The organism is Hyphomonas sp., assembly GCF_013823385.1.
Lineage (GTDB): Bacteria > Pseudomonadota > Alphaproteobacteria > Caulobacterales > Hyphomonadaceae > Hyphomonas.
This window is the reverse complement of the sequence record NZ_PNMA01000030.1, coordinates 23,856-49,920: the sequence shown is the minus strand read 5'-3', so window position 1 is coordinate 49,920 and position 26,065 is coordinate 23,856. Positions and strand designations below refer to the sequence as shown.

The window sequence follows — 26,065 nt, the reverse complement described above, 5'->3', positions numbered from 1 at the left end:
TTCGGCGCTGCCAGGCCTTGACCACTTACCCTCACTCTCGTGACCTCTCCGCGAAGAGAGGCGGGCCAGTCGGGATTCTCTACCGGCTTTTTGGTCCGGCTTGCCTGGATCAACGTCCCTAGGGCTGCGATGGGCCGTTACGTCCACCGCCTCCCATCCTCCGGGGCGACCCTCCCACAAACCGAACGGTACCGGCGCGGCTCCTGGGGGGAGGATGCGTGGGAGTTTGCGCGGGATGCGGACCCGGTCGGATAAGTTTTCATTTTCCGTGTCATCCCGGACACCGCGCAGCGGTGATCCGGGACCTGCTGGAGGTGGGCGCAAGAGTGGAGAGAAGGTCCCGGCTCTGCGGCCGCTGCGCGGCCTTGGCCGGGATGACACGGGGGGTGAGGCCGGGTGGAAATAAGTGGTGTACGTGTTTCCGGAGGGCTGCGCCCGTGTTGGATAAGCGCGGGGCTTATCCCTGTTTTCCGGGTTTGCCGGCTTCCAGGACCGCGCGGGTGACGCGGAGGGTCCGGCTGGCGATGCGGACTTCCATCAGGAAGGAGACGAGCGCGACCGACAGGAACACCATCGAGGCGACGAAGAGGACCGAAACGGCCTGGGCGACCGGGATCGGCACCAGCTGGCCGGTGAACAGGAGAATGATCACCACACAGATCAGGAGCGCCGCCAGGGTGGAGAGGGAAATGGCGCGGTGGATGCGCTCCATGCGCTTGTCCAGTACGGAAAGCTCGGCATGGTAGAGGCTGCGGGTCAGCGGCTCGGTCTCGGGCAGGGCAGCTTCGAGCGCGCGCCAGCGGTCCACCACCCGGGCAAGCCGGTTTGCCATCACATTCAGCAGCGCCCCGATGCCCGCCAGCGTGAACACCGGCGCAATGGCGAGCTGGATGATATGGGCGACTTCTTCGGGGAGGGGCGTCGGGGTCATGGGGGTTCGCTCGCCGGCAGGGATCAGCAATTGCCGTTTACATCGGGGTCCCAGGTGCGGGTGTCCACTCTAAAGTCAGCTGGGGCGTGCACATAGCCGATATCGATGCTGGACCCTGGGGCCAGATAATAGACCTGGCCCATGTCGTAGCCGTTGGAATAGCTCACGCTCTCAAGCGCGGTTTGAACGCAGAAAGGGAAGCTGGCGTAATTGGACGCCCGGAACTGCCAGTAACGGCTGCCATCCCAGGGGTTTTCCATCAGGTCGCTATAGACGTGAATGCCGCTGTCATTGATCAGGTCGTCCCGTTCGATCGAATAGCTTTCGCTGAGGGTTTCGCAGGCGGAAACGGTAAAAAGGGCGGCCAGCGCCGCCAGTGGCCAGATTTTCATTGGAACCCTCCCGATTCTATGCAGCGAGGCTAATGCGCCCCAGGGCCAGCTTCCAGCGGAATTTGCCCGCAGACCGGGCCAGGCAGGGCAAAGGCTTGCACAATCCCCACTTTCAATTCCCCTTCAAATAGGTCATAAGCCCGTTTTTGGGGCGGAGGCCTGCCTGCTGACCCTGCTGGACGACATCCCGGCCGTGGCCAACTTGACAAGGGCCGTTCCCAAAAAAATCCGCCAATTCAGGCGCTTATAGAAACCCGCGTCCCTTTGGGGATGCTTGAACCAGAAGGCTATGCCGATGTCGATTACTGCTGAAAAGAAGCAGGAGCTCATCAAAAAATTCGCCATCAAAGAGGGCGATACGGGCTCACCGGAAGTGCAGGTTGCGATCCTCACCGAGCGGATCAACAACCTGACCGATCACTTCAAGACCAACAAGAAAGATAACCACTCCCGCCGCGGCCTCCTCACCATGGTTGCCACGCGCCGGAAGCTCCTCGACTACGTCAAGGGCAAGAATGAGGATCGTTACACGAAACTCATCACGGAGCTCGGCATCCGCCGCTAGGCTCCGAAAAACAAGCCCGCCGGGCATTGGGGCCGCGGCGGGCTTTTCGTATGTGAAAGAAAGACAAGACGAATGTTCAACAAACAATCCGTGTCGCTGGAATGGGCTGGCCGCACACTGACAATCGAGACGGGCCAAGTGGCACGTCAGGCCGATGGCGCCGTGATGGTGCAGTATGGCGACACCATTGTCCTCGCGACCGCCGTGTTCGCGAAGGAAGCCAAGCCGGGGCAGGATTTCTTCCCGCTGACCGTGAATTACCAGGAAAAATACTTCGCCTCCGGCCGGATCCCCGGCGGATACTTCAAGCGCGAAGGCCGTCCCACCGAAAAAGAAACACTGACCTCGCGCCTGATCGACCGTCCGATCCGCCCGCTGTTCGTCGATGGGTTCAAGCATGAGGTTCAGGTTGTCGTCACGACCCTGTCCTATGACCTGGAAAACGATTCCGATGTGATCGGCATGATCGGCGCCTCTGCGGCGCTCGTCCTGTCGGGCGCGCCCTTCATGGGCCCGATCGGCGCGGCCCGCGTCGGCTACAAGGATGGCCAGTACATCATCAACCCGACCGTGGCCGAACTTGAAGACTCCGAGCTGGACCTCGTCCTTGCTGGCACGGCCGACGCCGTGATGATGGTGGAATCGGAAGCCTATGAGCTTACCGAAGAAGTGATGCTGGGCGCGGTTGTGGCCGGCCACGAAGCCATGCAGCCGGTGATCGATGCGATCATCGCGCTGGCCGAGAAAGCCGCCAAAGAGCCCTTCGCCTATGAGCCGCCGGATCATTCGGCTGCCCTCAAAGCCGTGCTCGACACGGTCGGCGCTGACCTTTCCAAAGCCTACAAGATCACCGCCAAGGGCGAGCGTTATGCGGCCATCGGCGCGGCCAAGGACAAGGCGAAAGCCGCCCTGCTTGGCACCGAGGAAGCCCCCGGCGTGATGAGCGCCGAAGTGTTCAAGACCGTGTTCAAGGAAGCCGAAGCCTCTGTGGTTCGCGGCGATATCCTGAAGACCGGCGAGCGGATCGACGGGCGCAAGCTCGACCAGATCCGCCCGATCGTGGCGGAAGCCGGCTTCCTGCCGCGCACGCACGGCTCCTCGCTGTTCACGCGCGGCGAAACGCAGGCAATCTGCGTCGCCACGCTCGGAACCTCCGACGACGAACAATATGTCGACGGCCTGGATGGCACGAAAAAAGAAAAGTTCATGCTGCACTACAACTTCCCGCCCTATTCGGTCGGGGAGACGGGCCGGATGGGCGGCGCTGGCCGCCGCGAGATCGGCCATGGCAAGCTTGCCTGGCGCGCGCTGCAGGCTGTCCTGCCCAAGCATGAAGAATTTCCGTACACGATCCGTCTCGTCTCCGAGATCACCGAGTCCAATGGCTCCTCCTCGATGGCAACGGTCTGCGGCTGCTCGCTCGCGATGATGGATGCCGGCGTGCCGGTGACCCGTCCGGTCTCGGGCATTGCCATGGGCCTGATCCTGGAAGGCAGCGAGTTTGCGGTGCTTTCCGACATCCTCGGCGACGAAGACCATCTCGGCGACATGGACTTCAAGGTGGCTGGCACCGAGAAGGGCATCACCTCGCTGCAGATGGACATCAAGGTGGCCGGCATCACCAAGGACATCATGGGCAAGGCCCTTGAGCAGGCCAAAGGCGGCCGGATGCACATCCTCGGCGAAATGTCGAAAGCGCTGACCGCTTCGCGCGGCAAGCTTTCGGAGAACGCGCCGCAGATGGAGATCATGAAGGTTCCCACCGACAAGATCCGTGATGTGATCGGTTCGGGCGGCAAGGTTATCCGCGGTATCGTGGATGAAACCGGCGCCAAGGTGAACATCGATGATGATGGCACGGTCCAGATCTCGGCGCTTGATCGCAAGTCGATCGACGCGGCGATGAAGATGATCAAGGGCATCGTGGCGGAGCCGGAAGTCGGCGAGATCTACGAAGGCAAGGTCGTGTCGATGAAAGACTTCGGCATCTTCGTGAACTTCTTCGGTCCCAAGGACGGCCTCGTCCACGTCTCGCAGATGGCCAACAAGCGCATTGGCCATCCCAAAGACATGGTCAAGGAAGGCGACAAGGTGTGGGTGAAGCTGATGGGCTTCGATGAGCGCGGCAAGGTCCGCCTCTCCATGAAGGTCGTCGATCAGGAGACCGGCAAGGAACTCGCCGAAGAGGCCGGTTCTGAGGGCGAAGAAGAGTAATCTTCTCACCTCTCTGCAGACTGAATGAGGGCCGCTCCTTGATGAGCGGCCCTTTTTCGTTTTGGGGTCAGATGACCTGACCACCGGAGACTTCTATTCGCTGGGCATTGACCCAGCGATTGTCTTCCGACAGCAGGCTGGCAATCATCGGGCCAATATCATCGGGCACGCCCACACGGCCGAGCGCCGTCATGGCGCTGAAGGTTTCGTTGATTGCCGCATTGTCGCGCACTGCGCCGCCGCCGAAATCGGTTTCGATGGCGCCGGGCGCCACTGTGTTTACGGCAATGCCCCGGCCGCCAAGTTCCTTGGCCATATAGACCGACAGCACTTCGACGGCGCCTTTGGCGGCGGCATAGGCCGAATAGCCTGGATAGGAGATGCGCGTCAGGCCGGAGGAGAGATTCACGATACGCCCGCCATCGGCGATCAGGGGGAGGAGGGCCTGCGTCAGAAAGAACACGCCTTTGAAATGAACGTTCACGAGGCGGTCGAACTGCGCTTCCGCCATCTCGCCGAGGAGCCCGACGTCGCCGTGCCCCGCATTGTTGACGAGATGATCGAACGTCTCGCGGCTCCAGTCTTGGTTCAAGGCGGCCTTCAGCTCTGCGGCAAAGGCGGGAAAGGCGGCGATGTTACCGCTGTCGAGCTGGAAGGCACGCGCCTTACGGCCCATTGCCCGGATTTCGGCAAGCACCGCTTCGGCATCGTCTGCGCGGCTCTGATAGGTGATGATTACGTCGCCGCCCTTGCGGGCCGCGCTGAGGGCGGTGTTGCGGCCAAGGCCGCGGCTGGCGCCGGTGATGAGGGTAATCCTGGACATGGGCTGGTCTCCTGGAGGTTTGTGGTGAGACCTGATCTAGTCCGGTGGGCCAGGAAAGGCGTTGCCAGATACTCGCGCAGACTTGCCTGATTCTCCGGGCCCGGTAGGCTTGCCTTCCAGCGCGTGCTAGAGATCGCGCATGCATAAAACGCTTCGGGAAATCGTGATCAGCTATGCTGCGGCCCATGCCGGGGTTGGCGGGGCCGCGCGTACGCCCATTCCAGGGCTCAGTTTCATTCGTGCCACCGCCGCCAGCGATCTCGATCACGCGATCTCCCGGCCGATCGTCTGCCTCGTCCTGCAAGGCAGCAAGCATGTGGCGATGGGCGGCCAGTCTTTTGACTTCGGCGCCGGGGAGTCGCTCCTCATCACCGCAGATGTGCCGACGGCCAGCCAGATCACGAAAGCATCTGAGGCGGAGCCTTACTGTTCGCTGGTGCTGGAACTGGACCCGGCTATCCTGGCGGAGCTGACAGTTGAGATGAACGCTGTACCGGGAGGGCCCCAGGCTCCTGTGATCGTTGCCCCCACGGATGGTGAAGTTGCTGAGGCGGCGTTCCGTCTCGTACGCTTGCTTGATCGTCCGGCATCATTGCCGATCCTTCAGGCACAGCTGGTTCGGGAGCTGCACTATTGGTTGCTCGAGGGTCGCCACGGCGCTGCGATCCGCCGGCTGGGCTGGCCGGATGGATATGTGCAGCGCGTCGCGCGAGCGGTTGCCCTGCTACGGGCTGACTTTGCGCAGTCCTTGCCGGTTGAGCGCCTTGCGGCTGAGGCAGGCATGAGCCTCTCGTCTTTCCACGAGCATTTTCGCGCGGTGACCTCTCTGTCGCCGCTGCAGTTCCAGAAACAGCTCCGCCTGATCGAGGCCCGGCGCCTGATGTTGACTGAGGGGAGAACGGCGGCGAGCGCTGCCTTTGCGGTTGGCTATGAAAGCGTGCCGCAATTTACCCGCGAGTATGGCCGCCTCTATGGGCTGCCTCCCGGCCGGGACGCCGCGCGGGCACGCAGGGAAGCGTCCCTTACAGCCTGAGTTTGCCTGCGGGATGCTTTTCCCATTGATGGCGCGAGGGATTTGTCGCTACACCCGCGGCCATGACCAAGAAGAAGAACTTCCTCATCGCGATGTCGGGCGGGTCGGGCTCGGGCAAGTCGACGCTGGCGGTGGCGCTGCTGGAGCGGCTGGGGCCGGGCCGGGCGGTGATGTTCGGCGAGGACGCCTATTATCACCCGATGAGCTATTATGGTGAGCCCCAGACCGCCGCCGAGCGCGAGGCGCTGGTGGCAGGGATCAACTATGACGATCCCAAATCAAAGGAAGTGGACCACCTCGTTTCCGACCTGAAGGCGCTGAAGGCGGGGGAAGGGGTGGACCAGCCGATCTATGACTATGACCGGCATGACCGCTCGAAGAAGACCCGCCGGATCGAGCCGGCGCCTGTGCTGATCCTGGAGGGCATTCATGCGCTCTCCATGCCGAAGATCCGCAACCTCATCGACCTGTCGGTCTATGTCGATACGCCCGACGATTTGCGGCTGGCCCGGCGTATCCGCCGGGACGTGATCGAGCGCGGGCGGACGGTCGACTCGGTGCTGCAGCAATACATGTCCACCGTGCGCGCGGCCCATTACCGCTTCACCTATCCGGCCATGTTCGAGGCAGACCTTGTGATCGCGGACGAGGGTGTGCCGGCTTATGGCGACGTGAAACCCTCGGCCGATGCGATCGAACGGATGCTGGCGCCGGTGCTTTCGCGCCTGCAGACGGCCGGGGTGATCTGAGCCCTGCTGCCCACGTGAACTGGCGGGGTGAAGCTGGCGGCCTTCCGTGATAGGAAGGCTACATGCGCCGCGTGATCGCCAGCCTGGCTTTCCTGTTCCTGCTGCCGCTTCCGGCGCTTGCCTGCGATTTGCAGATTGTGGGGCGGCCCCTGGCGGTCGCTTCCTATGTGGAGGGCGCGCGGCCCTGTCTTGATCGCCCGCCAGCCGGATATGCTTTTGACGAGACGCTGGAAGGCCGCTTCCTGGAGCTGATCAATGCCGAGCGGAAAGCGGCGGGCCTGCCGGCGCTGAAGCTGCGCCCGGAGCTGAGGGACGCGGCGCGCCTGCATAGCCTGGATATGGCGGTGAACGGATTTTTCGGCCATGTCGGCCCGGACGGGCGGGGGCATGGGGAGCGGATCGCGGCGCTGGACCGGACGGCGCTGGCGGATTTTTCGGCCGAGAATGTGGCGACGGTTTCCCGGCCGGGCGCGCGCATCGGCGCAAACTTTGCCGTCAAGCGCCTGCACCGCAACCTGATGGACAGCCCCAGCCACCGCGAGAACATCCTGCATCCCAAGGCGACGCATGTGGCCTTCGGCGTGGCGCGCACCGAAAGCGGCGTCTGGGTGACGCAGCTGTTCATGCGGGTTTCCGGAACGCTGCCGCGGGCCGCTCCGCTGCGGGTCAGCGCTGCGCAGGCGCTGGAGGGGCGCCCGGCGGGCCTCGAAGGCTGGCGCTTTGTGCGGTATGACATGGTGGCGCCATCGGGCGAGCCGGTGCCGGCGGGCGGGGCGCGCGCGGGCAGGGACGCGCGGCTGGCGGCCTATGCGACCCAACCGGGCGATGATCCGCTGTCATACTACTGGATGCGGTTTCCGGGGCCGGCTGTGACGATTACGAACTGATCGCAAGTGCTATGAATCCATGCGCCAGAATTATTCAGAATTTCGATTCTTTTAACGATTCTTAACAAAAAAATATATTCAAAACAAGGATTTAATCCCGAAATTATTGTGGAGTCCAGCCTGTATTGACTTTTGGACTCCAAATGACTACATTAAAAATATGAGTGAGACACGAGACTTTCTGAAGCAAAGAAGGCTGCTGCTAGAGCGCAAAATTGCGCTTCTGAACGCTGAATTGGAGGAGGTTAGGTTAGCGGAACGCGCATTGGAGAATATCAAATCAGATCGCTCCGAGCGTCAGTTACCGCTGATGACGCCGGGATTCGTTACTTTGGCGCCTGCACTTGTGCCGACGCAGTCACCCCTGACGATTAAGGATAAAATCGTGCGGGTTATGTTTAGGGCTCAAAAACCGCTTAGTTCTCGTGCCATATTGAAGCTCATTCATCAGCACTATGGGGATGAATTGCCTCGAACCTCGTTCTCTCCGCAAATTAGCAGACTGAAGCAAGAGGGGAGAGTTCAATTGAACAAGGAACTCAAAAAATACGAGCTGACTCCAAAGGAGACACAAAGGCTTCAGGATCAGCTCAAATAAAAATCCTCAGGCGTGGAGGCCTGAGGATTTCAAAGGTGCCCCGGTGGTGGAAATGGCAGACACAATGGACTTCCAAACCATGGCTTTCACGGGCGTGCGGGTTCAAGTCCCGCCCGGGGCACCAATTACATAGGGTCATTTTTGAGCCTTGGCAATGAAAGGCGTACCTTAGCCGCAGCTGCGCCACGCGCTTCGGCCTGTTTCAGCCAGTGCTGGATCTTTTCGGGCTTTGCGGTTTTCACGGTGCCGACCTGCAGGGTGCGCACGGGCTTGATGCCCGCAAATTTCAGGACGAGGTTTTCGACCTGCAGCTTGGCGGGGCGGCCATAGGCGATCTGGTCAAACCAGGCGGGGCCGTCGGCGGTCATCAGGACATCGGCTGAGCGGCCGGTGAGCAGCTTGTCCCACCACGGATCATTCTCATGGTAGCGCATGGCGAAGCCGGGAAGATAGGCGCGGTCGATCACGCCTTTCATCTTGGCGGGCATGCCGCCCCACCATTGAGGATAGGCCCAGCAAAGATGGTTTGCCCACAGAACATTCTCCCGCCATTCTTCCAGGCAAGGCTCCAGCGTCTTGCGGGAAGTGTAGCCTTCGGTGAGGTCTGGATCGAAATTCATGTCGGCAAGATGCATCCGGCGGATTTCGGCGCCGTGAGCCGCAGCGCCGCCCGCATAGGCGTCCGCCATGCCATGGCAGAGGGAGGTTTGGCGCGGATGGCCGACCCAGAGGAAGATGCGCGCGCTCATTCTGCCTCCGGCGCAATGGGGATCAGGTAAGCGGCAAAACGCAGGAAGGTCGAGGTGGCAAAATCCACATAGCAGCTATGGGAGAGGTAGCGGACCGGCTCGCCGGCAATCGACACTTCAGCGGAATAGAAGGCTGAGTCGGGCGGGCAGATCCAATCCTTGTTGCCATGCTCATCCTTTTTGGCGAGCGGCAGCGCGTAGCTGAAATTGTCCGGCCCGGACCGGAAGCAGGGGTCGCTCAGCCGTTGGTCGAGCTCGGCCGCATTTTCTGCTGAGAGGGCGGAGGTTTTATAGGGCGGCTCTGGCGGGGGCGGCGGCGCAGGCACCCAGTCGGGCAGGGGCAGGCCGTCTTCGCCGAGGGGCGGCGGGGGCGGGGGTGGCGGGGGCGGCACGTTATACCGGACGATCTTGGTGGCGATCTGCCAGGTGCCGCCGGTGTCTTTCCAGAGCGTCAGCCGTGTGTCCCAGGGCCACATCGCGGTGTCAGGCACACGCACGCGGATGCGGGTTTCCGCCATCTCAGCGCCCGGGGGGAGCGGGGTGATCGAGGCGAGCTCGGAAATACGCGCGGCCCGATCGCTGGCTTTCTCGGCGTTTTCCGCGCGAATGGCGGCCACATCAAAACGCTCCGCGCCGGGGCAGAGCGTACCGTCCGCCGCGATCGGCCCATTTTCCTTTGCGGGCGTCGATGTGCAGCCGGGAAGCACAAGCGCCCCCGCGAGCAGCCAGGCCAGCATGCGTGTGGATGCAACAGCCAAGATAGGTCCCCCGAAAGCCATTCTGCCGGACGGTCCGGGATTTCGCCGCGTCTGGCAATAGGAATCCGCCCGGCAGAGGCAAGTGGGAAGCCCCCTCGGCGATTCCTCTGAGAGGCTCGCCGAAGGGGCCCGTGGGACTAGCAATTGTCCGGTTGGGAGCGGACGAGTTGCAGGCCGCGCCGCGTGATGCGGTAGGGCTGGCCGCCCTGGGAGGCGATGGTCCTTCGCCGCTTGAGCTTGCGGAAAAGGTCCATGTCGAGGCCGGTATAGCGCCAGCCATCCCGGGAGAAGCAATGGGCTTCTTCGGGCTTGCCTGCCTCATTGCGGACGAGGTCGATCCGCCCGCCCTGGGCGAGCAGGTGGAGGATGCGCTGTTCAGCGCGCGAAATATCCATGGGTAGTCAGTCTCTGGTCCCGCGCCCCGGATGGATAGGGATCAGATCAGGGGCGCATGAAAACGTCTCCAGCGCCTAGTGGCGCCGGGCTCTACGCTTTCGCCGGCCTGCCTTGCACTGATCTCAGCGCGGGAACGGCAGGCCCTCTAGCGGGACTCAGACAGGGTACGGACCATAAAAACCTCGAAAGGGCGAACCGCCTATTTCGGTGCGCCTCGCCCTGAAGTCAAGAAGTGGGAGGAGGCTTACTCTTCCTCGCCCGCATCCGGGACGCCGACGGCGTGGAAGCCGGCGTCTACGTGGATCACTTCACCGGCAATCGAGCGGCCGAGGGGGGAGAGGAGGTAGAGCGCGCAGCCTGCGACGCCTTCCATGCTGGTGTCTTCCTTCAGAAGCGACCAGCTGCGGCCCGTTCCCATAAGGCTTTTGCCACCGCGGATGCCGGCGAGTGACAGCGTGCGCATGGCGCCGGCGGAGATGGCGTTGACGCGGATGCCCTGGGGGCCCAGGTCGCGCGCGGCATAGCGGGTGGAGGCTTCCAGCGCCGCCTTGGCCACGCCCATGACGTTGTAGGAGGGCACGGTGCGCTCGGCGCCGAGATACGTCATGCAGATGATCGAGCCGCCATCCGGCATGATTTCAGCCGCCCGGCGGGCGCAGTCGATAAAGCTGTATACGGAAATATCCATCGCGCGGCGGAAGCCTTCGCGCGTGGTGTTGGCAACCATCGACCCCTGGAGTTCGTCCTTGCCGGCAAAGGCGATGGAGTGAACGAGGAAATCGATCTTGCCCCATTTCTGCTTGATGGCGGCAAAGGCGGCGTCCATCGAGGCGTCGTCGGTGACGTCTGCCGGGATCATCGTGTCCATGCCGATGGATTCGACGAGGGGACGCACGCGGCGTTCCAGGCTTTCGCCCTGATAGGTGAAGGCGATCTCGGCGCCCTGGGCGGCAAGCTGCGTGGCGATACCCCAGGCGATGGAGTTCTGGTTGGCGACGCCCATAATGACGCCGCGCTTGCCCTTCATCAGGTCGCCTTTCGGCATGTTCCACTCATCGGCCATTGGGGGCTCCCTCATATCCAGTTTTGCTTGGGGATTGGGCTAGGCGGGGCGGTGTTTGCCGTCAAGACGGGAAAGGCCCGGACGCTGTGGGCGAGCCGGGCCTTCCTGATCTGCTGATTGGGTGGGCGCAGCCCTAGTCGAGGTCTGACGGGTTCATCAGGCCGACTTTCATGTCTTCGGCGGTGTAGACGAGCTTGCCATCGGTGATGACGCGGCCATTGGCGATGCCGAGGACAAGCTTGCCGCGTTTGACGCGCTTGATGTCGATCTCATAGCGCACGAGCTTGCGCTTGGGCGTGATCTGGCCGGTGAACTTCACCTCACCCACGCCGAGCGCGCGGCCCTTGCCGGGCGATCCTGACCAGCCGAGCCAGTAGCCGACGGCCTGCCACATGGCGTCAAGGCCCAGGCAGCCGGGCATGACGGGATCGCCGGGGAAGTGGCACTGGAAGAACCAGAGGTCGGGGTGGATGTCGAGCTCGCCGACGACATGGCCCTTGCCGAAAGCGCCGCCATCCATGCTGATTTCAGGAATCCGGTCCATCATCAGCATGGGCGGGGCCGGCAGCTGGGCATTGCCGGGGCCGAAATAGCCGCCCTTGCCCGATTCTATCAGGTCTTCCTTGGTGTAAGACGATTTGGGGGTGTGAAAGTCGTGCGGACCCTGCATGAATGGGTTCCTCAATCAGTTGGGATCACGCCTTCCAGCCGACGCCCTCCGCCTTGTCAACCTTTAGTGCCCGATGGAGCGGGCGGCGCGCTGCTGACGCCCCACAGATTGGCACGGGGCATCCAGCCGCGATAACCGGCCGTTTCGACTTCGCAGGCGGCGCCATCGCAGCTGTTGACCTGTACCAGGACGCCCTTGCCGATCTCGGCAACGCCGGCGGCGTCGCGCGCCGGGCTTGCTCCCAGAACGGTGGTGCGGGTGACCATGGCGGTTGAGCCTTCGGCCAGCATCCGCATATGCACCCAGACCTCATCGCCCACGGGGTCGCGCACCCGGTACCATTCGCCGCTTTCCTTCACGACCATGACCGGCAGGCCCTTGCGATTGTACTGCCAGGCGATGGGGGAGGAGAGGCTGGGGCCCGTGCGGCCGTTGACTTCGGCCCAGCGCAGGGTTTCGAAGCGGGGCACAGGCTTGCCGGAGAAGCGGCTGACGCGCGGCTCGGCGGCCGGATCGGCGCCAGCGCCTGCAGAAAGGGCAAGGAGGATAGCCAGAACGAGGGGTGCCCGTTTCATGTGCAAAGCTTCCATCAGGAGGGGAAGGTGCATTCTCGCACCTACGCATGAATCCACAGTAAAGCTGAGAGAGATTGGCGGGACGGATTGGCTCTGCTAAGCCCCGGCATAATAATAAAAGTACTGATGGGAGTCCCATGCCGGCCAGCAAACTGAAAGTCGTCGTCACCCGCAAGCTTCCGGCGCCTGTTGAGCTTCGGATGAAAGAGCTGTTCGATGCCCGGCTGAACGAAAGTGACCGGCCGTTTTCCGCAGAGGAACTCGCCCAGGCGATGCAGACGGCCGATGTGCTGGTGCCGACGGTGACCGACCGCATCGATGGCCGCCTGCTGGCCCGCGCGGGCGAGCAGCTGCGCCTGATCGCCCAGTTCGGGGCCGGGGTGGACAATATCGACGTGGCCAGCGCCGTTCAGCGCGGCATCACGGTGACGAATACGCCCGGCGTGCTGACCGATGATACGGCGGATGTGGCCATGGCGCTGATCCTGGCGGTGCCGCGCCGGCTGCATGAAGGCGTGCAGATCATGGAGGCGGGCAAGTTTGATGGCTGGACGCCGACCTGGATGATGGGCCGGCGCCTGTCTGGCAAGCGTCTGGGCATCATCGGCATGGGCCGCATCGGCCAGGCCGTGGCCCGCCGCGCGCGAGCCTTCGGCATGCAGATCCACTATCACAACCGCAAACCGGTCAGCGCCCGCATCGAGGAAAGCCTGGAGGCAACCTATTGGGACTCGCTCGACCAGATGCTGGCGCAGATGGACATTGTTTCCATCAATTGCCCGCACACCCCGGCGACCTTCCATCTGATCAATTCCCGGCGCCTGGGTCTGATGAAGCCCGAAGCCTACATCATCAACACGGCGCGCGGCGAAGTGATTGATGAGGCAGCCCTCGCCCGCGCCATCCGCGCCGGCAAGATTGCCGGGGCAGGGCTGGATGTGTTCGAGCGCGAACCCGCGGTGAACCCGGAACTGATCGGTCTGCCCAATGTGCTGCTGCTGCCGCATATGGGCTCGGCCACCATCGAGGGGCGCACCGAGATGGGCGAGAAGGTGATCATCAACATCAAGACCTTCGCCGACGGCCACCGCCCGCCGGACCGTGTGATCCCCGCGATTCTCTGAGGCACCGGCCTGGATTTGCTGGCAGGTCAGTTTGTCGGCAGGCTGGCATTCTCTGCTGGCAGGCCCTGGACGCGCGTCGCCAGGAATGCGCGCAGATCGGCAATCGACTGGGCGGCGATTTCTTCCTGCGGCAGATGGCCGACATCGGGATAAAGCTTCAGCTCGGCGCCGGGAATGGCGGCGGCAAACTGCTCGCCATGCGCGGCCGGGATGAGATTGTCCTTCTCGCCATGCATCACCAGGGTCGGCACGGTGATGGCCGAGAGGCGCTCCGGCGTTGCCTCGGCGCGGGTGCCGCGGCCAGCCGAGAGGGCGAGCAGCGCTTCGCGGTGGCAGGGCGCGCGGGCGAGGGAGGCATACCGGTCAACCATCGCATCGGTTACGAAGGAAGGATCGGCGAAACTGTCTTCCAGGCCCGGCCGGATCAGCGATGACATGTCGAGATCCTTGACCAGCTTGCGGGCCAGGCCGATCTCCAGCAGGCGGAAGATAAAGGGCCGGTCATCGCTTTCCGTTTCGCTGCGCGGCCAGCCGGCGGCGTCCACCAGCACCAGGCCTTCAAGCTTTTCCGGATGGGCGAGGGCATAATTCCAGGCCGCGCCGCCGCCCATCGAATTGCCTGCCAGGGTGAACCGGTCTGCCTTCACGGCCTGCGTCACCCGGTCAATCACATCGACGAACTGGTCCATGCCGATGGCGTCATTGTCGATGCAGCGGGAAAGGCCATGGCCGGGCAGGTCGAGGCTGATGACGCGGTAGTCGCGCTTCAGGTCTGCCACCCAGGGCTCCCAGGTGTGCAGCGAGGCCGAGAAGCCGTGAACCAGAACGATCACCGGCGCGTCGCGCGGGCCGACATCGCGGAAATGAATCCGCATTTCCTCATCGAGGGCGAGATAGCGGCTGTCAGAACTCGCATAGATGGTTTCGAGCTGATCATACGGAATGTCGTCGCGCTTCAGCGACCACCAGCCTGCAAAGAGGATGACGCCGAGCGTGAGGATGACAGCGAGAAAACGGGAAAGCATCTGGCGCGAAGAATCCGATCAAGAAAACTGCTTCGCGAGTAACGCGCGCAGCGGCCTGCATGTCAAATCTTCTGTTCAGATTGAACAGACCGGACACTGAGAATCTCTCCGCAGACCGACCGTTCGCATCTGGCTGCGCAACCCGTCGATGAGGAGGATGCGCCCGATGAGCGGCTCGCCAGCGCCGGTGATCAGCTTCACTGCTTCCAGCGCCATCGCCGAACCGGTCATGCCGGTGATGGCGCCGACCACGCCGACCTCATCGCAGGCTTCGGCGCCGGGTGGCATTTCCGGAATCCAGCAGCAATAGCAAGGGGCATCTGCCACGAGACCCGAGGCAAATACGCTGACCTGTCCGCTCCATCCGCTGGCGGCGCCGGAGACGAGATAACGCCCGCTGGCATGGGCGCAGCGGTTGAGCGCGAAGCGTGCGGGGAAATTGTCGGTTGCGTCTATAAGTATGTTTCCGGAGGGCGCGGCGCCATCTGTGAAGCGCTCGGTTTTCACCTCGACGCGGATGGCGGGATCGAGCGCGTTGATGCGGCGGGCAAGCTGGACTGCCTTTTCGGCGCCGGTATCGGCCTCTGAGAACTGTATCTGCCGCTGCAGGTTTGACCGCTCCACCCGGTCGTCGTCCCAAAGCTCTATCTGGCCCACGCCGGCCGCGGCCAGGTAAAGTGCTGCCGGGCCGCCAAGGGCGCCCGCCCCGATGATCGACACCGAGGCCGCGCGCAGTTTCGCCACGCCGGGCCCGCCGATTTCCTTCAGCAGGATGTGCCGGCGGTGGCGGTCAATGTCTTCGGGCGAAAGGCTCATGCGCGCGCCCTCAGGGCGGTGGAGGAGAGCGCGCTCTCCCGTACACGGATATAAACCCATGCGGGTGGGGCGGATTGAGGAAGGTGTGCCGCGTCGGCTTCGGGCAGGCGGTGGCGGGCAAATTTGCGCGCAAAGGCGGTGGCGCGGGTGATGCGTGCGCCGGGCCGGCCGATGACGGCGATGGGCACGTGGCGGGCGATCTCTTCCCAATCCTTCCAGCGCTGGAAGCCTGCCAGATTATCCGCTCCCATCAGCCACACGAACCGCGCATCCGGCGCAGCCTTCTGCAGGGCGCGCAGCGTGTCGATGGAATAGGTGAGGCCAAGCTGGGCTTCAATGTCCGTCACGCGCATGCCGGGGCTGCGGGCCAGGGCGCGGGCAGAGGCAAGGCGGGCGGTATAATCTCCGTGATCGGATTTCAGTGGATTGCCGCGCGCCACGACCCACCAGACCTGATCGAGCTTCAGCCGCTTGCGCGCGGTTTCGGCAACCAGCAGATGGCCCGCATGGGCGGGATTGAAGCTGCCGCCAAAGAGCCCGATGGCAAGACCCTTGGCGGGACCGGGCAGGCGGGGGCGTATCAAGGGCGAACCTGTCCTGTTCCGCGCACGGCGTATTTGTAGGTGGTGAGCTGCTCAGCCCCCACCGGTCCGCGCGCATGGATACGGCCCGTGGCGATGCCGATTTCGGCGCCGAAGCCAAACTCGCCGCCATCGGCAAATTGCGTGGAGGCGTTATGCACCACGATGGCCGAATCGACATTGGCGATGAAGGCTTCTGCGGCGGCGGCATCTTCGGTGATGATCGCGTCCGTATGACCCGAAGACCAGCGGGCGAGGTGGGCCAGCGCGCCGGGCAGGCCATCGACCACGGCGATGGAGAGGATGGCATCGAGATATTCAGTGGCCCAGTCTTCTTCCGTGGCCGGTGTAATATCGCCCAGGATGGCGCGGGTGCGGCCATCCCCGCGCAGCTCGCAGCCAGCTTCCGTCAGCGCTTTGGCGATCTGCGGCAGCAGGGTTGCGGCGACGGCGACATCGATCAGCAGCGTTTCGGTGGAGCCGCAGACGCCCGTGCGCCGCATCTTGGCGTTGAGCACGATGTCGACGGCCTTTTGCGGATCGGCCGCGGCATGGACATAGGTGTGGCAGAGGCCTTCGAGGTGACCGATCACCGGCACGCGGGCCTCGGCCTGTACACGCTCGACCAGGCTGCGCCCGCCGCGTGGCACGATCACATCCAGCGCGCCGTTGAGGCCGCCCAGCATATGGCCCACGGCTTCGCGGTCCGTTGTCGCGACAAGCTGGATTGCATCGACCGGCATTTCCTCCGATTTCAGCGCGCCGCGCATCGCATCGGCGAGGGCATGAGATGTCTTCGCGCTTTCCGAGCCGCCGCGGAGGATGGCCGCATTGCCCGAGCGCAGGCAAAGCACGCCGGCATCGACCGTCACATTCGGGCGGCTTTCATAGATGATGCCGATGACGCCGAGGGGCACGCTGATGCGCGCAATGTCGAGCCCGTTGGGGCGGGTCCAGCGGGCAAGCTCGCGGCCCAGCGGATCGGGCAGGGCGGCAACGGTTTCAACACCGGCCGCAATGCCTTCCAGGCGGGTCTCGTCGAGGGCGAGCCGGTCGAGCATCGAGGGGGCAAGGCCCTTGGCGCGCGCGGCGGCCATGTCTTCCTCGTTCGCGCGCAGGATCTCCGGGCGGGCCGCGCGGATGGCGGCGGCGATGGCCTTCAGCGCGCGGGTGCGATCCTGCGCGGTCAAAAGGCCAAGTTCGCGCGAGGCGGCGCGGGCGCGGCGGCCCATATCGAGCATCGTTTCGGCAAGCGTCGCGCTGGGCGGAGGGGTCTGAACGGTCATGGCGCACCCAAGTGCCGCAAATGGGCCTCTGCTGCAAGGTTTGGCGAATGCCAGGCCGCCTGCAGGGGGCGTTCTGGCAGCGGTTTCGGGCTGGGAACGGGCCAAAACAGGCTGACAAGCGGCCGGAACGCACTATTGTCCGGCCAGAAAACATGCTCAGCGGAGGAACCCCATGATCGACATCGAAGCGATGCCCTATATTGCGGATATTCCGCCCGTGCAGGCAAAGCTGCGCCCGGACGAGACGGCGCTTTGGTTCGAGGGCCGCGCCACCAGCTTTGCCGAGCTCGACACCCGCGCCAACCAGATTGCCAATGGCCTGATCCGGCTTGGCATCCAGCCGGGCGACCGGGTGGGCTATCTGGCGAAGAATACCGACGCCTATTACGAGATCCTCTTCGGCTGCGCCAAGGCGCGCGCGGTGATGACCGGCGTGAACACGCGCCTGGCCCCGCCAGAAGTGAAGTTCATCCTGTCGGACGCCAAGGCAAAGGTGCTGTTCGTCGGCAAGGATTTCTACGCCCTGATCGACCAGATCAAGGATGAGCTGCCTGATCTCACGCGCATCATCACCCTGGATGGCGACCGGGAGGATTGGGACTATTTCCCCTCCTGGCGCGATTCCAAGCCGGCCACGGCGCCGGGGCTGACGGTGGAGGGGGATGACGATGTGATCCAGCTCTACACCTCCGGCACGACGGGCCTGCCCAAGGGTGTTCAGCTCACGAATGATAATTACCGCGCCTTCTTCACCCAGGCCGGCATGCTCGAATGGTCGAGCTATGATGCGGGCGAGGCGATCATGAATGCCATGCCGCAATTCCATGTGGCGGGTGTCAATGTCGGCGTGCTGGCCAGCCTTCAGGGCGCCAAGACCGTGATCCTGCGCGAGATTGATCCGGGCCTGATCCTGAGGCTAATCCCGGAGCATAAGATCGCCCACGCCTTCTGGGTGCCGGCGGTGATCCTTATGCTGACCCAGCAGCCTGCGATCCGCGAGACGGATTTCTCCAGCCTGAAGCAGGTTTTCTACGGCGCCTCGCCGATTTCCGAGGCGCTGCTGCGGGACGCTGTGGCGATCATGGGCGCGCGCTTCACCCAGCTTTATGGCCTCACCGAAACCGTCGGTGCCGGGACATTCCTGCCGCCTGAAGCGCATGATCCGAGCTGGGGCAAGCTGCGCTCCTGCGGCGTGCCCTGGCCGGGCGCGGTGGTGCGCGTGGTGGACGGGGAGGGCAATCCCGTGCCGACCGGCGAAGTGGGCGAGATCGTCATCAAGTCCGGCTTCGTGATGAAGGGCTACTGGAACCGCCCAGACGCAACGGAAGATGCCGTGCGCAACGGGTTCTTCCACACCGGGGACGCAGGCTATTTCGACGAGGACGGCTTCCTCTACATCCATGACCGGGTGAAGGACATGATCGTCTCGGGCGGGGAGAATGTGTACCCGGCCGAAGTGGAGAATGCGATCTTCGGCGCGCCGGGCGTGGCGGATGTTGCCGTGATCGGGGTGCCGGACGAGAAATGGGGCGAGGCGGTGAAAGCCATCGTCGTGAAGAAACCCGGTGAAGATCCATCCCCGGAAAGCATCATCGCCTGGGCCAAAGAGCGCATCGCCAGCTACAAGGCGCCCAAATCGGTGGACTTCATCGAAGCCCTGCCGCGCAACCCCTCCGGCAAGATCCTGCGCAAGGATCTGCGCGAGCCCTACTGGAAGGGTATGACGCGGCGCGTCGGCTAGGCCACTGGAGATAAATCCGAAGACGGAATAATTCTGATGCTTCAGGCGTCCGGCAGCGCAAAGCGCGGGCCGGAGCCCGTTTTGCCTGCCTGGTCCCCCGGATTGTAGAGCGCGCAGCGTTTCAGCGAGAGGCAGCCGCAGCCGATGCAGCCGTCCAGCGTTTCGCGCATCTGCTCCAGCTGGGCGATCTTGCGGTCGAGCACGCTGCGGATTTCATGGCTGATCTGGCGCCAGTCTGAGGCCGTTGGTGTGCGCCCTTCCGGCAGGGAGGCAAAGGCGCGGGCCACATCCTCGATCGTCAGGCCAAGGGATTGCGCAATCTTGATGAAGGAGACCCGGCGGATGTCCGAGCGCAGGAAGCGCCGGTGGCGCCCGGCCGAGCGAATGGAGCGGACAAGCCCGCATTCCTCATAATAGCGCAGCGCGGAGACGGCGACACCGGTGCGCGCGGCAAGCTCTCCAATCGTCAGGATGTCGGAATGTTTCAGGGTCATGCAATTTTCTGCTTGATCTAAAGTGCACTTGAGATTGTAGCAGAAGGGTCAGGCAACAACCAGACCCGAAAAGGCCCACGCCATGACACAGGCACTCCGCCGCCCCGCCCGCATAGAGCATGTCAACATCACTGTTCCGGATTCGGAGCATGCAGCGCTTATCTTCGAGCAGATCTTCGGCTGGCATGTCCGCTGGCGCGGCAAGGCGATCAGCGGGGGGCATACGGTGCATGTCGGCTCGGAAGACCATTATCTCGCCCTCCATTCTCTGCCGCCGGGCAAGCCTTGTCCGGAACGGTTCGAGAAGGGCCTGCCGCTCAACCATATCGGCATCGAGGTGGACGATATTGTCGCCATCGAAACGCTGGTGCGCCAGGCAGGCTATGCGCCCTTCGGGCATGATGATTACGAGCCCGGACGCCGTTTCTACTTCTTCGATGAGAGCAATATCGAGTTTGAGGTGGTCTCCTACGCGCCCGTGCTGGAGTATGCTGGCTGAGCGGATGCGCTCTCTCCCCGTGACAGCCGGCCCGGCGGGAAGTGCATCCAGATACGCTTCCCGCCGCATCGCGTATCGGAAAGGGGAGATACCTCATGAAACTCTGGGCTGCGCCCGCCGCCATCCTCGCCGCTGCGCGCGAAAGCGCTGCAGCCTGCGTTCAGGAGGGGTAGGGGCCGTCAGTGGGCCAGGCGCATCCAGTCGCGGGCTGCCTGCAGCGCCATCTTCACCTCGGCGGAAGAAAGCATCTCTGCCATTTCCTGACGCTGGGCCTTGGCATCCTCATGCCCGCGCACGGCCGCAAGGTTGAACCATTTGTGGGCTTCGATGAGGTTGATCTCGGCGCCGGTGCCCGTCGCATAGGCAAGGCCCGCGCGGTAAAGGTCTTCGGCATGGGAATGCGCGCCAAGCAGGCTGGCGGGCTCCACGGGGGTATCTGAATAGGCCATGTATCTTCTCTTTCACTCCTGAACCGACCGCCGGGTCTTCCCGTGCTGCAACCGGTAATCCATCACGTGCCGGATTATCCGGCGACGGACGAAGGGTGCCTTGAGAGCGTTGGAACATGGTTAAAATTGCATTTGCCATGACGCGGCTTCGTAAACGTAGCGGGCGAGGCTGTTAGCAAAGGGGCTTTTGCAGGCGTATTTGTGCTCCGCAAGGCCGTGATCACTCCATTCCCGGATAGCGCTGGAATGCCGGAATAGCCGCCAGATGCGCGATCCAGGGGGCTTGCTCGGCGGTCTGAACCTGCGCGCCCGGCGTGAAGGCTTCGGGCGCGTCCAGCGTCATCAGCTGCACGTCCACAATGCCCGGCAGATAGGTTTCGTTGATGTAGTAGAGGCCTGTGCCGCACTGGCCGCAGAAATAGCGGAAACTGTCGCCGGAGGAATTGACCGCGCGGGCCTCTCCCGCCGTCACGCGGAAATCATCCTTCGGGACCATGGCCCAGGCCACCATCGGCGCGCCGGCGCTTTTCTGGCAATCCCGGCAATGGCAGATCGATACCCGCTCGGGCGGGTGCCCAAGTTCAAACCGCACCTTCCCGCACTGACATCCGCCCGCAATGGTCATGGCCGCCTCCACATTGTTCACTAAATGTTCTTTCGCATGATCTGCGCGGCGGGTCAAAGGGGATGTTGGGAGGGCGGCAAAGAAAAAGCCCCGCAGAAACTGCGGGGCTTTCTTAAGCGCAAGGGCTCAGCCTGAAATCAGGCGGCCACTTTTTTCTTCGCCAGCGACTTGGCGAGTTTTTCCATCGCCTTGCCCTTGTCGATGTTCTCGACAGCGGCCAGTTCGCGGGCCATCCGGTCCAGCGCGCTCTCATAGAGCTGGCGCTCGGAATAGGATTGCTCGGGCTGGTCGTCGCCGCGGTGCAGGTCGCGAACGACCTCCGCGATCGAGATCAGGTCGCCGGAATTGATCTTGGCTTCGTATTCCTGGGCGCGGCGCGACCACATGGTCCGCTTGATCCGGGCTTTTCCGCCGAGCGTCTTGAGCGCGTCGTCGACCAGTTTCGAGCCGGCAAGGGCGCGCATACCAGATGCCTCGGCGCGATTCGTCGGCACACGCAGGATCATCTTGTCCTGATCAAATGCCACGACATAGACTTCCAGCTGCATACCCGCGACTGTCTGACTTTCGATACCGGTGATTTTGCCCACGCCGTGCGCCGGGTAGACAACACTCTGACCGACCTCGAACGCATGAGTCCGAGCTTCTGCCTTCTTCGCCATATAGGTAAGACCCTTTTCTACACACAGATTAAGAGAGTCGAGTTCACCCGGCCCAGTTCCTGATTAAGGCTCTGAGTTAGGAATTCCCGCTCTTCTTGATTGCTGTTCAGATATTCCGTGTAGCACATTCTTACAGGAAATACAACAGTCTGGCACAGACGGCCCCAGAATGGGAAAGACGCAGAATTCCGGCAATTCGTTAACGCGCCCTGATCCTTCAATTTCCCCGCAATTACAGAGGGGCACAAGAATCAGGGGAAAAATCTTCTCCCTTGGGGAGAAGTCAGTCGCCGGTGCCCGGATTGGGGCTGAAGTATTTTTCCAGCTTGCCGGTCACGCTTGCCCATTCATCCCGGTCAGCCGGCGGTTCCTTCATCCGGGTGATGTTGGGCCAGACCTTGGCATATTCGGAGTTCAGCTTCAGCCATTTACCATCCGGATCGTCTTCGGTGTCCGGTTTGATCGCCTCGGCGGGGCATTCGGGTTCGCAGACGCCGCAATCGATGCACTCATCGGGGTGAATGACGAGCATGTTCTCGCCTTCATAGAAACAGTCGACGGGGCAAACCTCGACGCAATCCATGTATTTGCAGCGGATGCAGGCGTCGACGACAATATAGGTCATGGGAGGTCCGGGGTCTTCTGGCGGAAATTGAGCCTCGCAATTGGCGAGGCAAAGCCGCCCTGTCAATGAGGCGTACTACACAGCGGGGGCAGAAAGGCTCAAGCTGTGCCCGAAGCGCGCGCCTCGGCGCGGCGGCGGGCCTCGGCGCGATGCACGTCATCGACATGCAGCAGCCCGGAAACATGCCGCACATAGGCGTCTTCAAGATCGGAGCGCTCGCCATCGGCATAGATCACCCGGTAGATCGCCTCGATCACCTTCACCCGCTCTGCCATCGGCAGTTTCTTGGCGTGTTTGGTAAACTGATGGCTGCCGACGGCTTCCTCGGCCAGCGCTTCGGCTTCCGAGAGCAGGGCATCGGCCTTGTCGGCCTCGAATTCGAACGCTTCGACCAGGATCTCGGCGATCATGTCGCTTTCGATGTTGACATAGACCCCATCCACCAGCGCCGCCTCCACCAGAAGGGCAGTCACCGCCACATAGGGCGGCATGGATTGTTCTGCGGGCGTTTTCGGCGTTAGCAGGCGCTTGATGCGATCCATCATGGCTCGGCCTCCAGAGGGCGGTAGAGCGCCCGTGCTTCCTCTGCAGGGCCGCGGCGATCCCCGAGGTCCAGCACTTCAACGCTGTAGATACGCCCGGCTTTGCCGAATGTCACCACATCGCCAACGGTGAGGCCCGTGCCGGGCTTGTCGGTCTTCCGGGTCTGGCCCAGACGCGACAGGCGCACGCCATGCCCCTTGATGTGCGCGGTAGAGAGGGCGCGTGTCTTGAAGAAGCGGGCGCGCCACAGCCAGATATCGAGGCGCAGCGAGGCTTCTTCGTTCATGCGGCTCTCGCGCTATTGGAAGGGTTTGTAGACAAAGCCGCCTTCGCCAGTGCCTTCGCCAGTGCCTTCGGCTGGCTTGCCCTGGCCGGCGCCCTGCTGGCGCGGCGGTTTCGGCTTGGGCGGGCGCGGGGGTTTGGGCGGCTTGGGCGGGGGCAGCAGCGCGGCCAGCGCGGCAAACGGGCTGTCAGGATCGGCCACCTTGCGCTGCGGCGGGGCAGAGCGGCCCTCCGGGCGCCGGTCATTGCGACCTTCGCCGCGATTATCGTTTCCTCGCGGCGGGCGGCGGTCATCCCGGTTCCGGCCGCGGCTGCGGTCATTGCCGCCGCCTTCGCTGCGCGGGCCCTTGTTCTGAGGCCGATCCGTTTGCGGACGATCCCCCTGCGCGGCGTCACGTTTCGGGCGGTCGCCCTGCGGGCGTTCGGCGCGGGGCGGGCGGGCCTGCTGGCCCTCTTCCGGGCGCGACCGGGCGCCATAGCGCCACAGCGTCACCGCGCCGGTTTCCTTGTCCTTCTCGGCAGGCGCAAGGCCAAAGCCTTTCAGAACGCCGGGCCAGTCATCAGCGGGGCAGGACACCATCGAGGCAAGGTCAATGGCGATGGCGAAGGCGTTCTTGCCTGCGTCCTTGCGGCGCTTGGCGATCTCCCAGCCGAGGCGCTCGGCAAGGTCAGCGCGCACGGCGCGGCGGCCAAAGCGCAGATAGCCATTGGCGGCAAGGGCTTCTTCCGGCCAGGTGCCGTCCAGCGCGAAGGAGCCCGCGCCTTCCGGGGCGAGCGGATATTCCGTTCCCGAATCAACCGCTTTGAGAATGGCGATCACGCGCTGGGCGGCCGGCTTCTGTGCGTCGGGCGCATGCACGGCCACGCGGCCGGCGCGGATGCCGGCGGCTTTCAGGGCTTCGCGCTGTTCCGGTGTGATGCGAACCGGTGGGTCATCCGTACGCAGATCAATCGCCGCGCCGCTTTCCAGAATGCGGAAGGCAAGGCCGCGCGCCATGCCCTCAAGGGCGGCGCTTGCTTCTCCGCTTGCCAGCTTGGCATGGGTGGGCAGCACGCGGGCAATCTCGCCTTTCAGCCATTCCTCGACGCGGGCCAGCGCGGGGGCACGCTCGCCGGCCTCCACTTCAACGGCGCCGATCAGTTCGGCGCGCGGGGCAATCCAGCTCGCCCCCTTGGCGAGGCGGGCAATGGGGGCGCTCTTGAACTCGATCTCGGCCCCTTCGGTCAGCTTGAAGGCGTCGGAAGGCGCGCCGGTGATCTCGGCCAGGCGCTGGCTCAGCATCGGGCGGATCGCAGCCAGGGCCGCGCCGCGCACGGCCTTTCCTTCCAGCGTGCGCGCATCCAGAACCGGCTCGAAGGTCAGGCCCTTCAGGCGGCCGACCAGATGGCCTTCAACGGTCACGTCGCCGTCGGGCGTCAGATTGGTCACGAGGGCATCTTCCTTCTTGAGGCTTGCGAGCAGCGCGGTGGTGCGCCGGTCGACAAAGCGGGCTGTGAGCGCTTCGTGTAGCGCGTCGGAGAGGGAGTCTTCAATCTCCCTCGTTTTCTGCTGCCAATAGCCGGGATTTTCCAGCCAGTCGGGGCGGTGGGCGGCATAAGTCCAGGTGCGGATGGCGGCAAGGCGCTGTTGCAGCTTGGCAATGTCGCCATTGGGGGAGGCAAGGTCTTCCATCCGCCGCTCGAGGCCGCCGTCGGAAAGGCGCGCGTCCGGGTCTGCCAGCGTATCGGCCAGCCCCAGCACGAGGCGGCCATGGCCCTCCGGCCCGGCCTTGCGGAAGTCCGGCAACCGCGCGAGATCCCACAGCCGGCGCACCTTGCGCTCGCCCGTCACATTCGGCCCGATCCCGCCATCTTCGCTCATCCGGCGCAGCACCCATTCGTCCAGCGCGTGCGGATTGTGGATGAGGCGCGGATTGCCCGAAGGCTTCTCCAGGCTGCGGATCAGCCCCTTGAGGCTTGAGAAATCGAGGGCCGAATTGCGCCACTGGATCGCGTCCACGGGGTCAAACCGGTGGGCTTCGATGGCTTTCCATTCTTCCTCGGTGAAAGGCGGGCAGTTGCCGGTCTCGCCAAATTCGCCATCGGTGCGGAAACGCCCGGCGCGGCCGGCAATCTGGCCGCATTCGGCCAGGGAGAGCGGCCGGTGGCGCCGCCCGTCAAACTTTGAGCGCGAGGCAAACACCACCCGGTCGACATTCAGGTTCAGCCCCATGCCGATGGCGTCGGTGGCGACGATGTAATCCACCTCGCCTGACTGGTAGAGCGCCACCTGCGCGTTGCGCGTGCGGGGCGAGAGCGCGCCCATGACCACTGCTGCCCCGCCTTTCTGTCGCCGCAGCAGCTCGGCAATCGCATAGACTTCCTCGGCGCTGAAGCCGACGATGGCCGTGCGCTTGGGCAGTTTGGTGATCTTGGTATGGCCGGTATAGCGCAGCTCCGAGAAGCGCTCACGCGGCTCGGTCTCCACGCCCAGCTTCAACTCGCGCAGCAGGCCGCGCATCGTGTCGGCGCCCAGCAGCAGCGTCTCGTGATTGCCGCGCATGTTGAGGATGCGGTCGGTGAACACATGGCCCCGATCCTCGTCCTCGGCCAGCTGGATCTCGTCGATGGCCAGGAAATCCGGCCGGATGTCCACCGGCATCGATTCCACGGTGCAGATGAAATAGCGCGCCGTGGGCGGGCAGATGCGCTCCTCGCCGGTAATCAGCGCGGCATGGGCATAGCCCTTGGCCGCCACCACCCGGTCATACACCTCGCGCGCAAGCAGGCGCAGCGGCAGGCCGATCATGCCAGTGCCATAGCCCAGCATCCGCTCAATGGCGTAATGCGTCTTGCCGGTATTGGTGGGGCCCAGAATGGCCTTGAGCGTTGTCATGTGCGGGGAAGGGATGGGGGCGGGGGCGCGCCCGT

Annotated in this window: 30 protein-coding genes and 1 tRNA gene; 10 read left to right on the top strand and 21 right to left on the bottom strand. The window is 63.6% G+C overall.

Annotated elements, in window-relative coordinates; translation table 11 throughout:
- Positions 1 to 457: 457 nt before the first annotated feature.
- Entirely contained in the window at positions 458 to 931 is a 474-nt protein-coding gene (locus tag C0456_RS15675; RefSeq protein ID WP_291054017.1) for a DUF2721 domain-containing protein, read from the bottom strand.
- A gap of 23 nt (positions 932 to 954) precedes the next feature.
- Positions 955 to 1,323 (bottom strand): hypothetical protein, encoded by a 369-nt coding sequence (locus C0456_RS15670; RefSeq protein WP_291054015.1) that lies wholly within the window; start codon positions 1,321 to 1,323, stop codon positions 955 to 957.
- Between the two features lie 295 nt (positions 1,324 to 1,618).
- Here C0456_RS15670 and rpsO point away from each other — a divergent pair, with 295 nt between their 5' ends.
- Positions 1,619 to 1,888, top strand: coding sequence for a 30S ribosomal protein S15 (gene rpsO / locus C0456_RS15665; protein ID WP_291054013.1), 270 nt, complete (start codon positions 1,619 to 1,621; stop codon positions 1,886 to 1,888).
- A 72-nt stretch (positions 1,889 to 1,960) separates the two neighbouring features.
- A complete protein-coding gene (gene pnp / locus C0456_RS15660; protein ID WP_291054011.1) occupies positions 1,961 to 4,102 on the top strand; it encodes a polyribonucleotide nucleotidyltransferase in 2,142 nt (713 codons plus the stop codon).
- Positions 4,103 to 4,169: 67 nt separating this feature from the next.
- Here the strand turns inward: pnp and C0456_RS15655 are convergent, their stop codons facing one another.
- Positions 4,170 to 4,925: an SDR family oxidoreductase gene (locus C0456_RS15655; protein ID WP_291054008.1), complete on the bottom strand. Its 756-nt coding sequence runs from the start codon at positions 4,923 to 4,925 to the stop codon at positions 4,170 to 4,172.
- Between the two features lie 139 nt (positions 4,926 to 5,064).
- On the opposite strand from C0456_RS15655, the gene C0456_RS15650 reads away from it, so the two are divergent.
- From C0456_RS15650 to C0456_RS15630, 5 genes are all read left to right on the top strand, one after another.
- Entirely contained in the window at positions 5,065 to 5,958 is an 894-nt protein-coding gene (locus C0456_RS15650) for an AraC family transcriptional regulator (protein WP_291054006.1), read from the top strand.
- Between the two features lie 62 nt (positions 5,959 to 6,020).
- Complete coding sequence (gene udk, locus C0456_RS15645; protein WP_291054004.1) at positions 6,021 to 6,707, top strand: uridine kinase; 687 nt, start codon at positions 6,021 to 6,023, stop codon at positions 6,705 to 6,707.
- Between the two features lie 62 nt (positions 6,708 to 6,769).
- Positions 6,770 to 7,594, top strand: a complete 825-nt coding sequence (locus C0456_RS15640) for a CAP domain-containing protein (protein ID WP_291054002.1) — start codon at positions 6,770 to 6,772, stop codon at positions 7,592 to 7,594.
- A 160-nt stretch (positions 7,595 to 7,754) separates the two neighbouring features.
- Entirely contained in the window at positions 7,755 to 8,192 is a 438-nt protein-coding gene (locus C0456_RS15635; protein WP_291054000.1) for a hypothetical protein, read from the top strand.
- A gap of 37 nt (positions 8,193 to 8,229) precedes the next feature.
- A tRNA-Gly gene (locus tag C0456_RS15630) sits at positions 8,230 to 8,316 on the top strand.
- Between the two features lies 1 nt (position 8,317).
- Here C0456_RS15630 and C0456_RS15625 read toward each other — a convergent pair.
- From C0456_RS15625 to C0456_RS15600, 6 genes are all read right to left on the bottom strand, one after another.
- Positions 8,318 to 8,941: an NAD(P)H-dependent oxidoreductase gene (locus C0456_RS15625; RefSeq protein WP_291053998.1), complete on the bottom strand. Its 624-nt coding sequence runs from the start codon at positions 8,939 to 8,941 to the stop codon at positions 8,318 to 8,320.
- Positions 8,938 to 9,699: a hypothetical protein gene (locus C0456_RS15620; protein ID WP_291053996.1), complete on the bottom strand. Its 762-nt coding sequence runs from the start codon at positions 9,697 to 9,699 to the stop codon at positions 8,938 to 8,940. The genes C0456_RS15625 and C0456_RS15620 overlap by 4 nt, the downstream gene beginning before the upstream one ends.
- Before the next feature lie 137 nt (positions 9,700 to 9,836).
- Positions 9,837 to 10,094 (bottom strand): YjhX family toxin, encoded by a 258-nt coding sequence (locus C0456_RS15615; RefSeq protein ID WP_291053994.1) that lies wholly within the window; start codon positions 10,092 to 10,094, stop codon positions 9,837 to 9,839.
- A gap of 245 nt (positions 10,095 to 10,339) precedes the next feature.
- Entirely contained in the window at positions 10,340 to 11,158 is an 819-nt protein-coding gene (locus tag C0456_RS15610) for an enoyl-ACP reductase (RefSeq protein WP_367179289.1), read from the bottom strand.
- Positions 11,159 to 11,291: 133 nt separating this feature from the next.
- Positions 11,292 to 11,828, bottom strand: a complete 537-nt coding sequence (gene fabA, locus C0456_RS15605; protein WP_291053990.1) for a bifunctional 3-hydroxydecanoyl-ACP dehydratase/trans-2-decenoyl-ACP isomerase — start codon at positions 11,826 to 11,828, stop codon at positions 11,292 to 11,294.
- A 56-nt stretch (positions 11,829 to 11,884) separates the two neighbouring features.
- Entirely contained in the window at positions 11,885 to 12,403 is a 519-nt protein-coding gene (locus C0456_RS15600) for an SH3 domain-containing protein (RefSeq protein ID WP_291053988.1), read from the bottom strand.
- 137 nt (positions 12,404 to 12,540) lie between these two features.
- Between C0456_RS15600 and C0456_RS15595 the strand changes: the two genes are divergently transcribed.
- A complete protein-coding gene (locus C0456_RS15595) occupies positions 12,541 to 13,527 on the top strand; it encodes a D-glycerate dehydrogenase (protein WP_291053986.1) in 987 nt (328 codons plus the stop codon).
- Between the two features lie 26 nt (positions 13,528 to 13,553).
- On the opposite strand, the gene C0456_RS15590 is transcribed toward C0456_RS15595, so the two are convergent.
- The 4 genes from C0456_RS15590 to C0456_RS15575 all read right to left on the bottom strand — a co-directional run bounded on the left by C0456_RS15590 (position 13,554) and on the right by C0456_RS15575 (position 17,235).
- On the bottom strand, positions 13,554 to 14,552 hold the full coding sequence (locus C0456_RS15590) for an alpha/beta fold hydrolase (RefSeq protein WP_291053984.1): 999 nt from the start codon (positions 14,550 to 14,552) through the stop codon (positions 13,554 to 13,556).
- Positions 14,553 to 14,627: 75 nt separating this feature from the next.
- Entirely contained in the window at positions 14,628 to 15,368 is a 741-nt protein-coding gene (locus C0456_RS15585; protein WP_291053982.1) for a ThiF family adenylyltransferase, read from the bottom strand.
- Positions 15,365 to 15,952, bottom strand: coding sequence for a nicotinate-nucleotide adenylyltransferase (locus C0456_RS15580; protein WP_291053980.1), 588 nt, complete (start codon positions 15,950 to 15,952; stop codon positions 15,365 to 15,367). The genes C0456_RS15585 and C0456_RS15580 overlap by 4 nt, the downstream gene beginning before the upstream one ends.
- Entirely contained in the window at positions 15,949 to 17,235 is a 1,287-nt protein-coding gene (locus C0456_RS15575) for a glutamate-5-semialdehyde dehydrogenase (RefSeq protein ID WP_291053979.1), read from the bottom strand. Before C0456_RS15575 ends, C0456_RS15580 begins: the two co-directional genes overlap by 4 nt.
- Positions 17,236 to 17,407: 172 nt before the next feature.
- Here C0456_RS15575 and C0456_RS15570 point away from each other — a divergent pair, with 172 nt between their 5' ends.
- Complete coding sequence (locus C0456_RS15570; protein ID WP_291053977.1) at positions 17,408 to 18,976, top strand: fatty acid--CoA ligase; 1,569 nt, start codon at positions 17,408 to 17,410, stop codon at positions 18,974 to 18,976.
- Between the two features lie 41 nt (positions 18,977 to 19,017).
- On the opposite strand, the gene soxR is transcribed toward C0456_RS15570, so the two are convergent.
- A complete protein-coding gene (gene soxR, locus C0456_RS15565) occupies positions 19,018 to 19,470 on the bottom strand; it encodes a redox-sensitive transcriptional activator SoxR (RefSeq protein WP_291053976.1) in 453 nt (150 codons plus the stop codon).
- A gap of 82 nt (positions 19,471 to 19,552) precedes the next feature.
- Here soxR and C0456_RS15560 point away from each other — a divergent pair, with 82 nt between their 5' ends.
- Positions 19,553 to 19,969: a VOC family protein gene (locus C0456_RS15560; RefSeq protein WP_291053974.1), complete on the top strand. Its 417-nt coding sequence runs from the start codon at positions 19,553 to 19,555 to the stop codon at positions 19,967 to 19,969.
- A 179-nt stretch (positions 19,970 to 20,148) separates the two neighbouring features.
- On the opposite strand, the gene C0456_RS15555 is transcribed toward C0456_RS15560, so the two are convergent.
- The 7 genes from C0456_RS15555 to C0456_RS15525 all read right to left on the bottom strand — a co-directional run bounded on the left by C0456_RS15555 (position 20,149) and on the right by C0456_RS15525 (position 26,030).
- Positions 20,149 to 20,418 carry a hypothetical protein gene (locus C0456_RS15555; RefSeq protein ID WP_291053972.1) on the bottom strand — a complete coding sequence of 90 codons (270 nt, stop codon included), beginning with the start codon at positions 20,416 to 20,418 and terminating at the stop codon, positions 20,149 to 20,151.
- A gap of 220 nt (positions 20,419 to 20,638) precedes the next feature.
- Positions 20,639 to 21,043: a GFA family protein gene (locus C0456_RS15550; RefSeq protein ID WP_291053970.1), complete on the bottom strand. Its 405-nt coding sequence runs from the start codon at positions 21,041 to 21,043 to the stop codon at positions 20,639 to 20,641.
- A gap of 137 nt (positions 21,044 to 21,180) precedes the next feature.
- Positions 21,181 to 21,705 carry a CarD family transcriptional regulator gene (locus C0456_RS15545; RefSeq protein WP_011648387.1) on the bottom strand — a complete coding sequence of 175 codons (525 nt, stop codon included), beginning with the start codon at positions 21,703 to 21,705 and terminating at the stop codon, positions 21,181 to 21,183.
- A gap of 283 nt (positions 21,706 to 21,988) precedes the next feature.
- On the bottom strand, positions 21,989 to 22,330 hold the full coding sequence (gene fdxA / locus C0456_RS15540; protein ID WP_035601166.1) for a ferredoxin FdxA: 342 nt from the start codon (positions 22,328 to 22,330) through the stop codon (positions 21,989 to 21,991).
- Between the two features lie 98 nt (positions 22,331 to 22,428).
- Positions 22,429 to 22,875, bottom strand: coding sequence for a TerB family tellurite resistance protein (locus C0456_RS15535; protein WP_291053965.1), 447 nt, complete (start codon positions 22,873 to 22,875; stop codon positions 22,429 to 22,431).
- Complete coding sequence (locus tag C0456_RS15530; RefSeq protein WP_291053963.1) at positions 22,872 to 23,159, bottom strand: RNA-binding S4 domain-containing protein; 288 nt, start codon at positions 23,157 to 23,159, stop codon at positions 22,872 to 22,874. The genes C0456_RS15535 and C0456_RS15530 overlap by 4 nt, the downstream gene beginning before the upstream one ends.
- Before the next feature lie 12 nt (positions 23,160 to 23,171).
- A complete protein-coding gene (locus C0456_RS15525; RefSeq protein ID WP_291053961.1) occupies positions 23,172 to 26,030 on the bottom strand; it encodes a helicase-related protein in 2,859 nt (952 codons plus the stop codon).
- Positions 26,031 to 26,065: the final 35 nt, after the last annotated feature.

What these genes read in the sequence shown, in the direction of transcription:
- C0456_RS15575 (WP_291053979.1), bottom strand. Translation starts at nt 17,235, where the DNA reads ATGACCGTTCAGACCCCTCCGCCCAGCGCGACGCTTGCCGAAACGATG.
- C0456_RS15560 (WP_291053974.1), top strand. Translation starts at nt 19,553, where the DNA reads ATGACACAGGCACTCCGCCGCCCCGCCCGCATAGAGCATGTCAACATC.
- soxR (WP_291053976.1), bottom strand. Translation starts at nt 19,470, where the DNA reads ATGACCCTGAAACATTCCGACATCCTGACGATTGGAGAGCTTGCCGCG.
- udk (WP_291054004.1), top strand. Translation starts at nt 6,021, where the DNA reads ATGACCAAGAAGAAGAACTTCCTCATCGCGATGTCGGGCGGGTCGGGC.
- C0456_RS15525 (WP_291053961.1), bottom strand. Translation starts at nt 26,030, where the DNA reads ATGACAACGCTCAAGGCCATTCTGGGCCCCACCAATACCGGCAAGACG.
- C0456_RS15635 (WP_291054000.1), top strand. Translation starts at nt 7,755, where the DNA reads ATGAGTGAGACACGAGACTTTCTGAAGCAAAGAAGGCTGCTGCTAGAG.
- C0456_RS15675 (WP_291054017.1), bottom strand. Translation starts at nt 931, where the DNA reads ATGACCCCGACGCCCCTCCCCGAAGAAGTCGCCCATATCATCCAGCTC.
- C0456_RS15595 (WP_291053986.1), top strand. Translation starts at nt 12,541, where the DNA reads ATGCCGGCCAGCAAACTGAAAGTCGTCGTCACCCGCAAGCTTCCGGCG.
- C0456_RS15550 (WP_291053970.1), bottom strand. Translation starts at nt 21,043, where the DNA reads ATGACCATTGCGGGCGGATGTCAGTGCGGGAAGGTGCGGTTTGAACTT.
- C0456_RS15640 (WP_291054002.1), top strand. Translation starts at nt 6,770, where the DNA reads ATGCGCCGCGTGATCGCCAGCCTGGCTTTCCTGTTCCTGCTGCCGCTT.
- C0456_RS15670 (WP_291054015.1), bottom strand. Translation starts at nt 1,323, where the DNA reads ATGAAAATCTGGCCACTGGCGGCGCTGGCCGCCCTTTTTACCGTTTCC.
- C0456_RS15650 (WP_291054006.1), top strand. Translation starts at nt 5,065, where the DNA reads ATGCATAAAACGCTTCGGGAAATCGTGATCAGCTATGCTGCGGCCCAT.
- C0456_RS15615 (WP_291053994.1), bottom strand. Translation starts at nt 10,094, where the DNA reads ATGGATATTTCGCGCGCTGAACAGCGCATCCTCCACCTGCTCGCCCAG.
- C0456_RS15570 (WP_291053977.1), top strand. Translation starts at nt 17,408, where the DNA reads ATGATCGACATCGAAGCGATGCCCTATATTGCGGATATTCCGCCCGTG.
- C0456_RS15590 (WP_291053984.1), bottom strand. Translation starts at nt 14,552, where the DNA reads ATGCTTTCCCGTTTTCTCGCTGTCATCCTCACGCTCGGCGTCATCCTC.
- C0456_RS15535 (WP_291053965.1), bottom strand. Translation starts at nt 22,875, where the DNA reads ATGATGGATCGCATCAAGCGCCTGCTAACGCCGAAAACGCCCGCAGAA.
- C0456_RS15625 (WP_291053998.1), bottom strand. Translation starts at nt 8,941, where the DNA reads ATGAGCGCGCGCATCTTCCTCTGGGTCGGCCATCCGCGCCAAACCTCC.
- C0456_RS15545 (WP_011648387.1), bottom strand. Translation starts at nt 21,705, where the DNA reads ATGGCGAAGAAGGCAGAAGCTCGGACTCATGCGTTCGAGGTCGGTCAG.
- C0456_RS15585 (WP_291053982.1), bottom strand. Translation starts at nt 15,368, where the DNA reads ATGAGCCTTTCGCCCGAAGACATTGACCGCCACCGCCGGCACATCCTG.
- rpsO (WP_291054013.1), top strand. Translation starts at nt 1,619, where the DNA reads ATGTCGATTACTGCTGAAAAGAAGCAGGAGCTCATCAAAAAATTCGCC.
- fdxA (WP_035601166.1), bottom strand. Translation starts at nt 22,330, where the DNA reads ATGACCTATATTGTCGTCGACGCCTGCATCCGCTGCAAATACATGGAT.
- C0456_RS15655 (WP_291054008.1), bottom strand. Translation starts at nt 4,925, where the DNA reads ATGTCCAGGATTACCCTCATCACCGGCGCCAGCCGCGGCCTTGGCCGC.
- C0456_RS15610 (WP_367179289.1), bottom strand. Translation starts at nt 11,158, where the DNA reads ATGGCCGATGAGTGGAACATGCCGAAAGGCGACCTGATGAAGGGCAAG.
- fabA (WP_291053990.1), bottom strand. Translation starts at nt 11,828, where the DNA reads ATGCAGGGTCCGCACGACTTTCACACCCCCAAATCGTCTTACACCAAG.
- pnp (WP_291054011.1), top strand. Translation starts at nt 1,961, where the DNA reads ATGTTCAACAAACAATCCGTGTCGCTGGAATGGGCTGGCCGCACACTG.
- C0456_RS15600 (WP_291053988.1), bottom strand. Translation starts at nt 12,403, where the DNA reads ATGAAACGGGCACCCCTCGTTCTGGCTATCCTCCTTGCCCTTTCTGCA.
- C0456_RS15555 (WP_291053972.1), bottom strand. Translation starts at nt 20,418, where the DNA reads ATGGCCTATTCAGATACCCCCGTGGAGCCCGCCAGCCTGCTTGGCGCG.
- C0456_RS15530 (WP_291053963.1), bottom strand. Translation starts at nt 23,159, where the DNA reads ATGAACGAAGAAGCCTCGCTGCGCCTCGATATCTGGCTGTGGCGCGCC.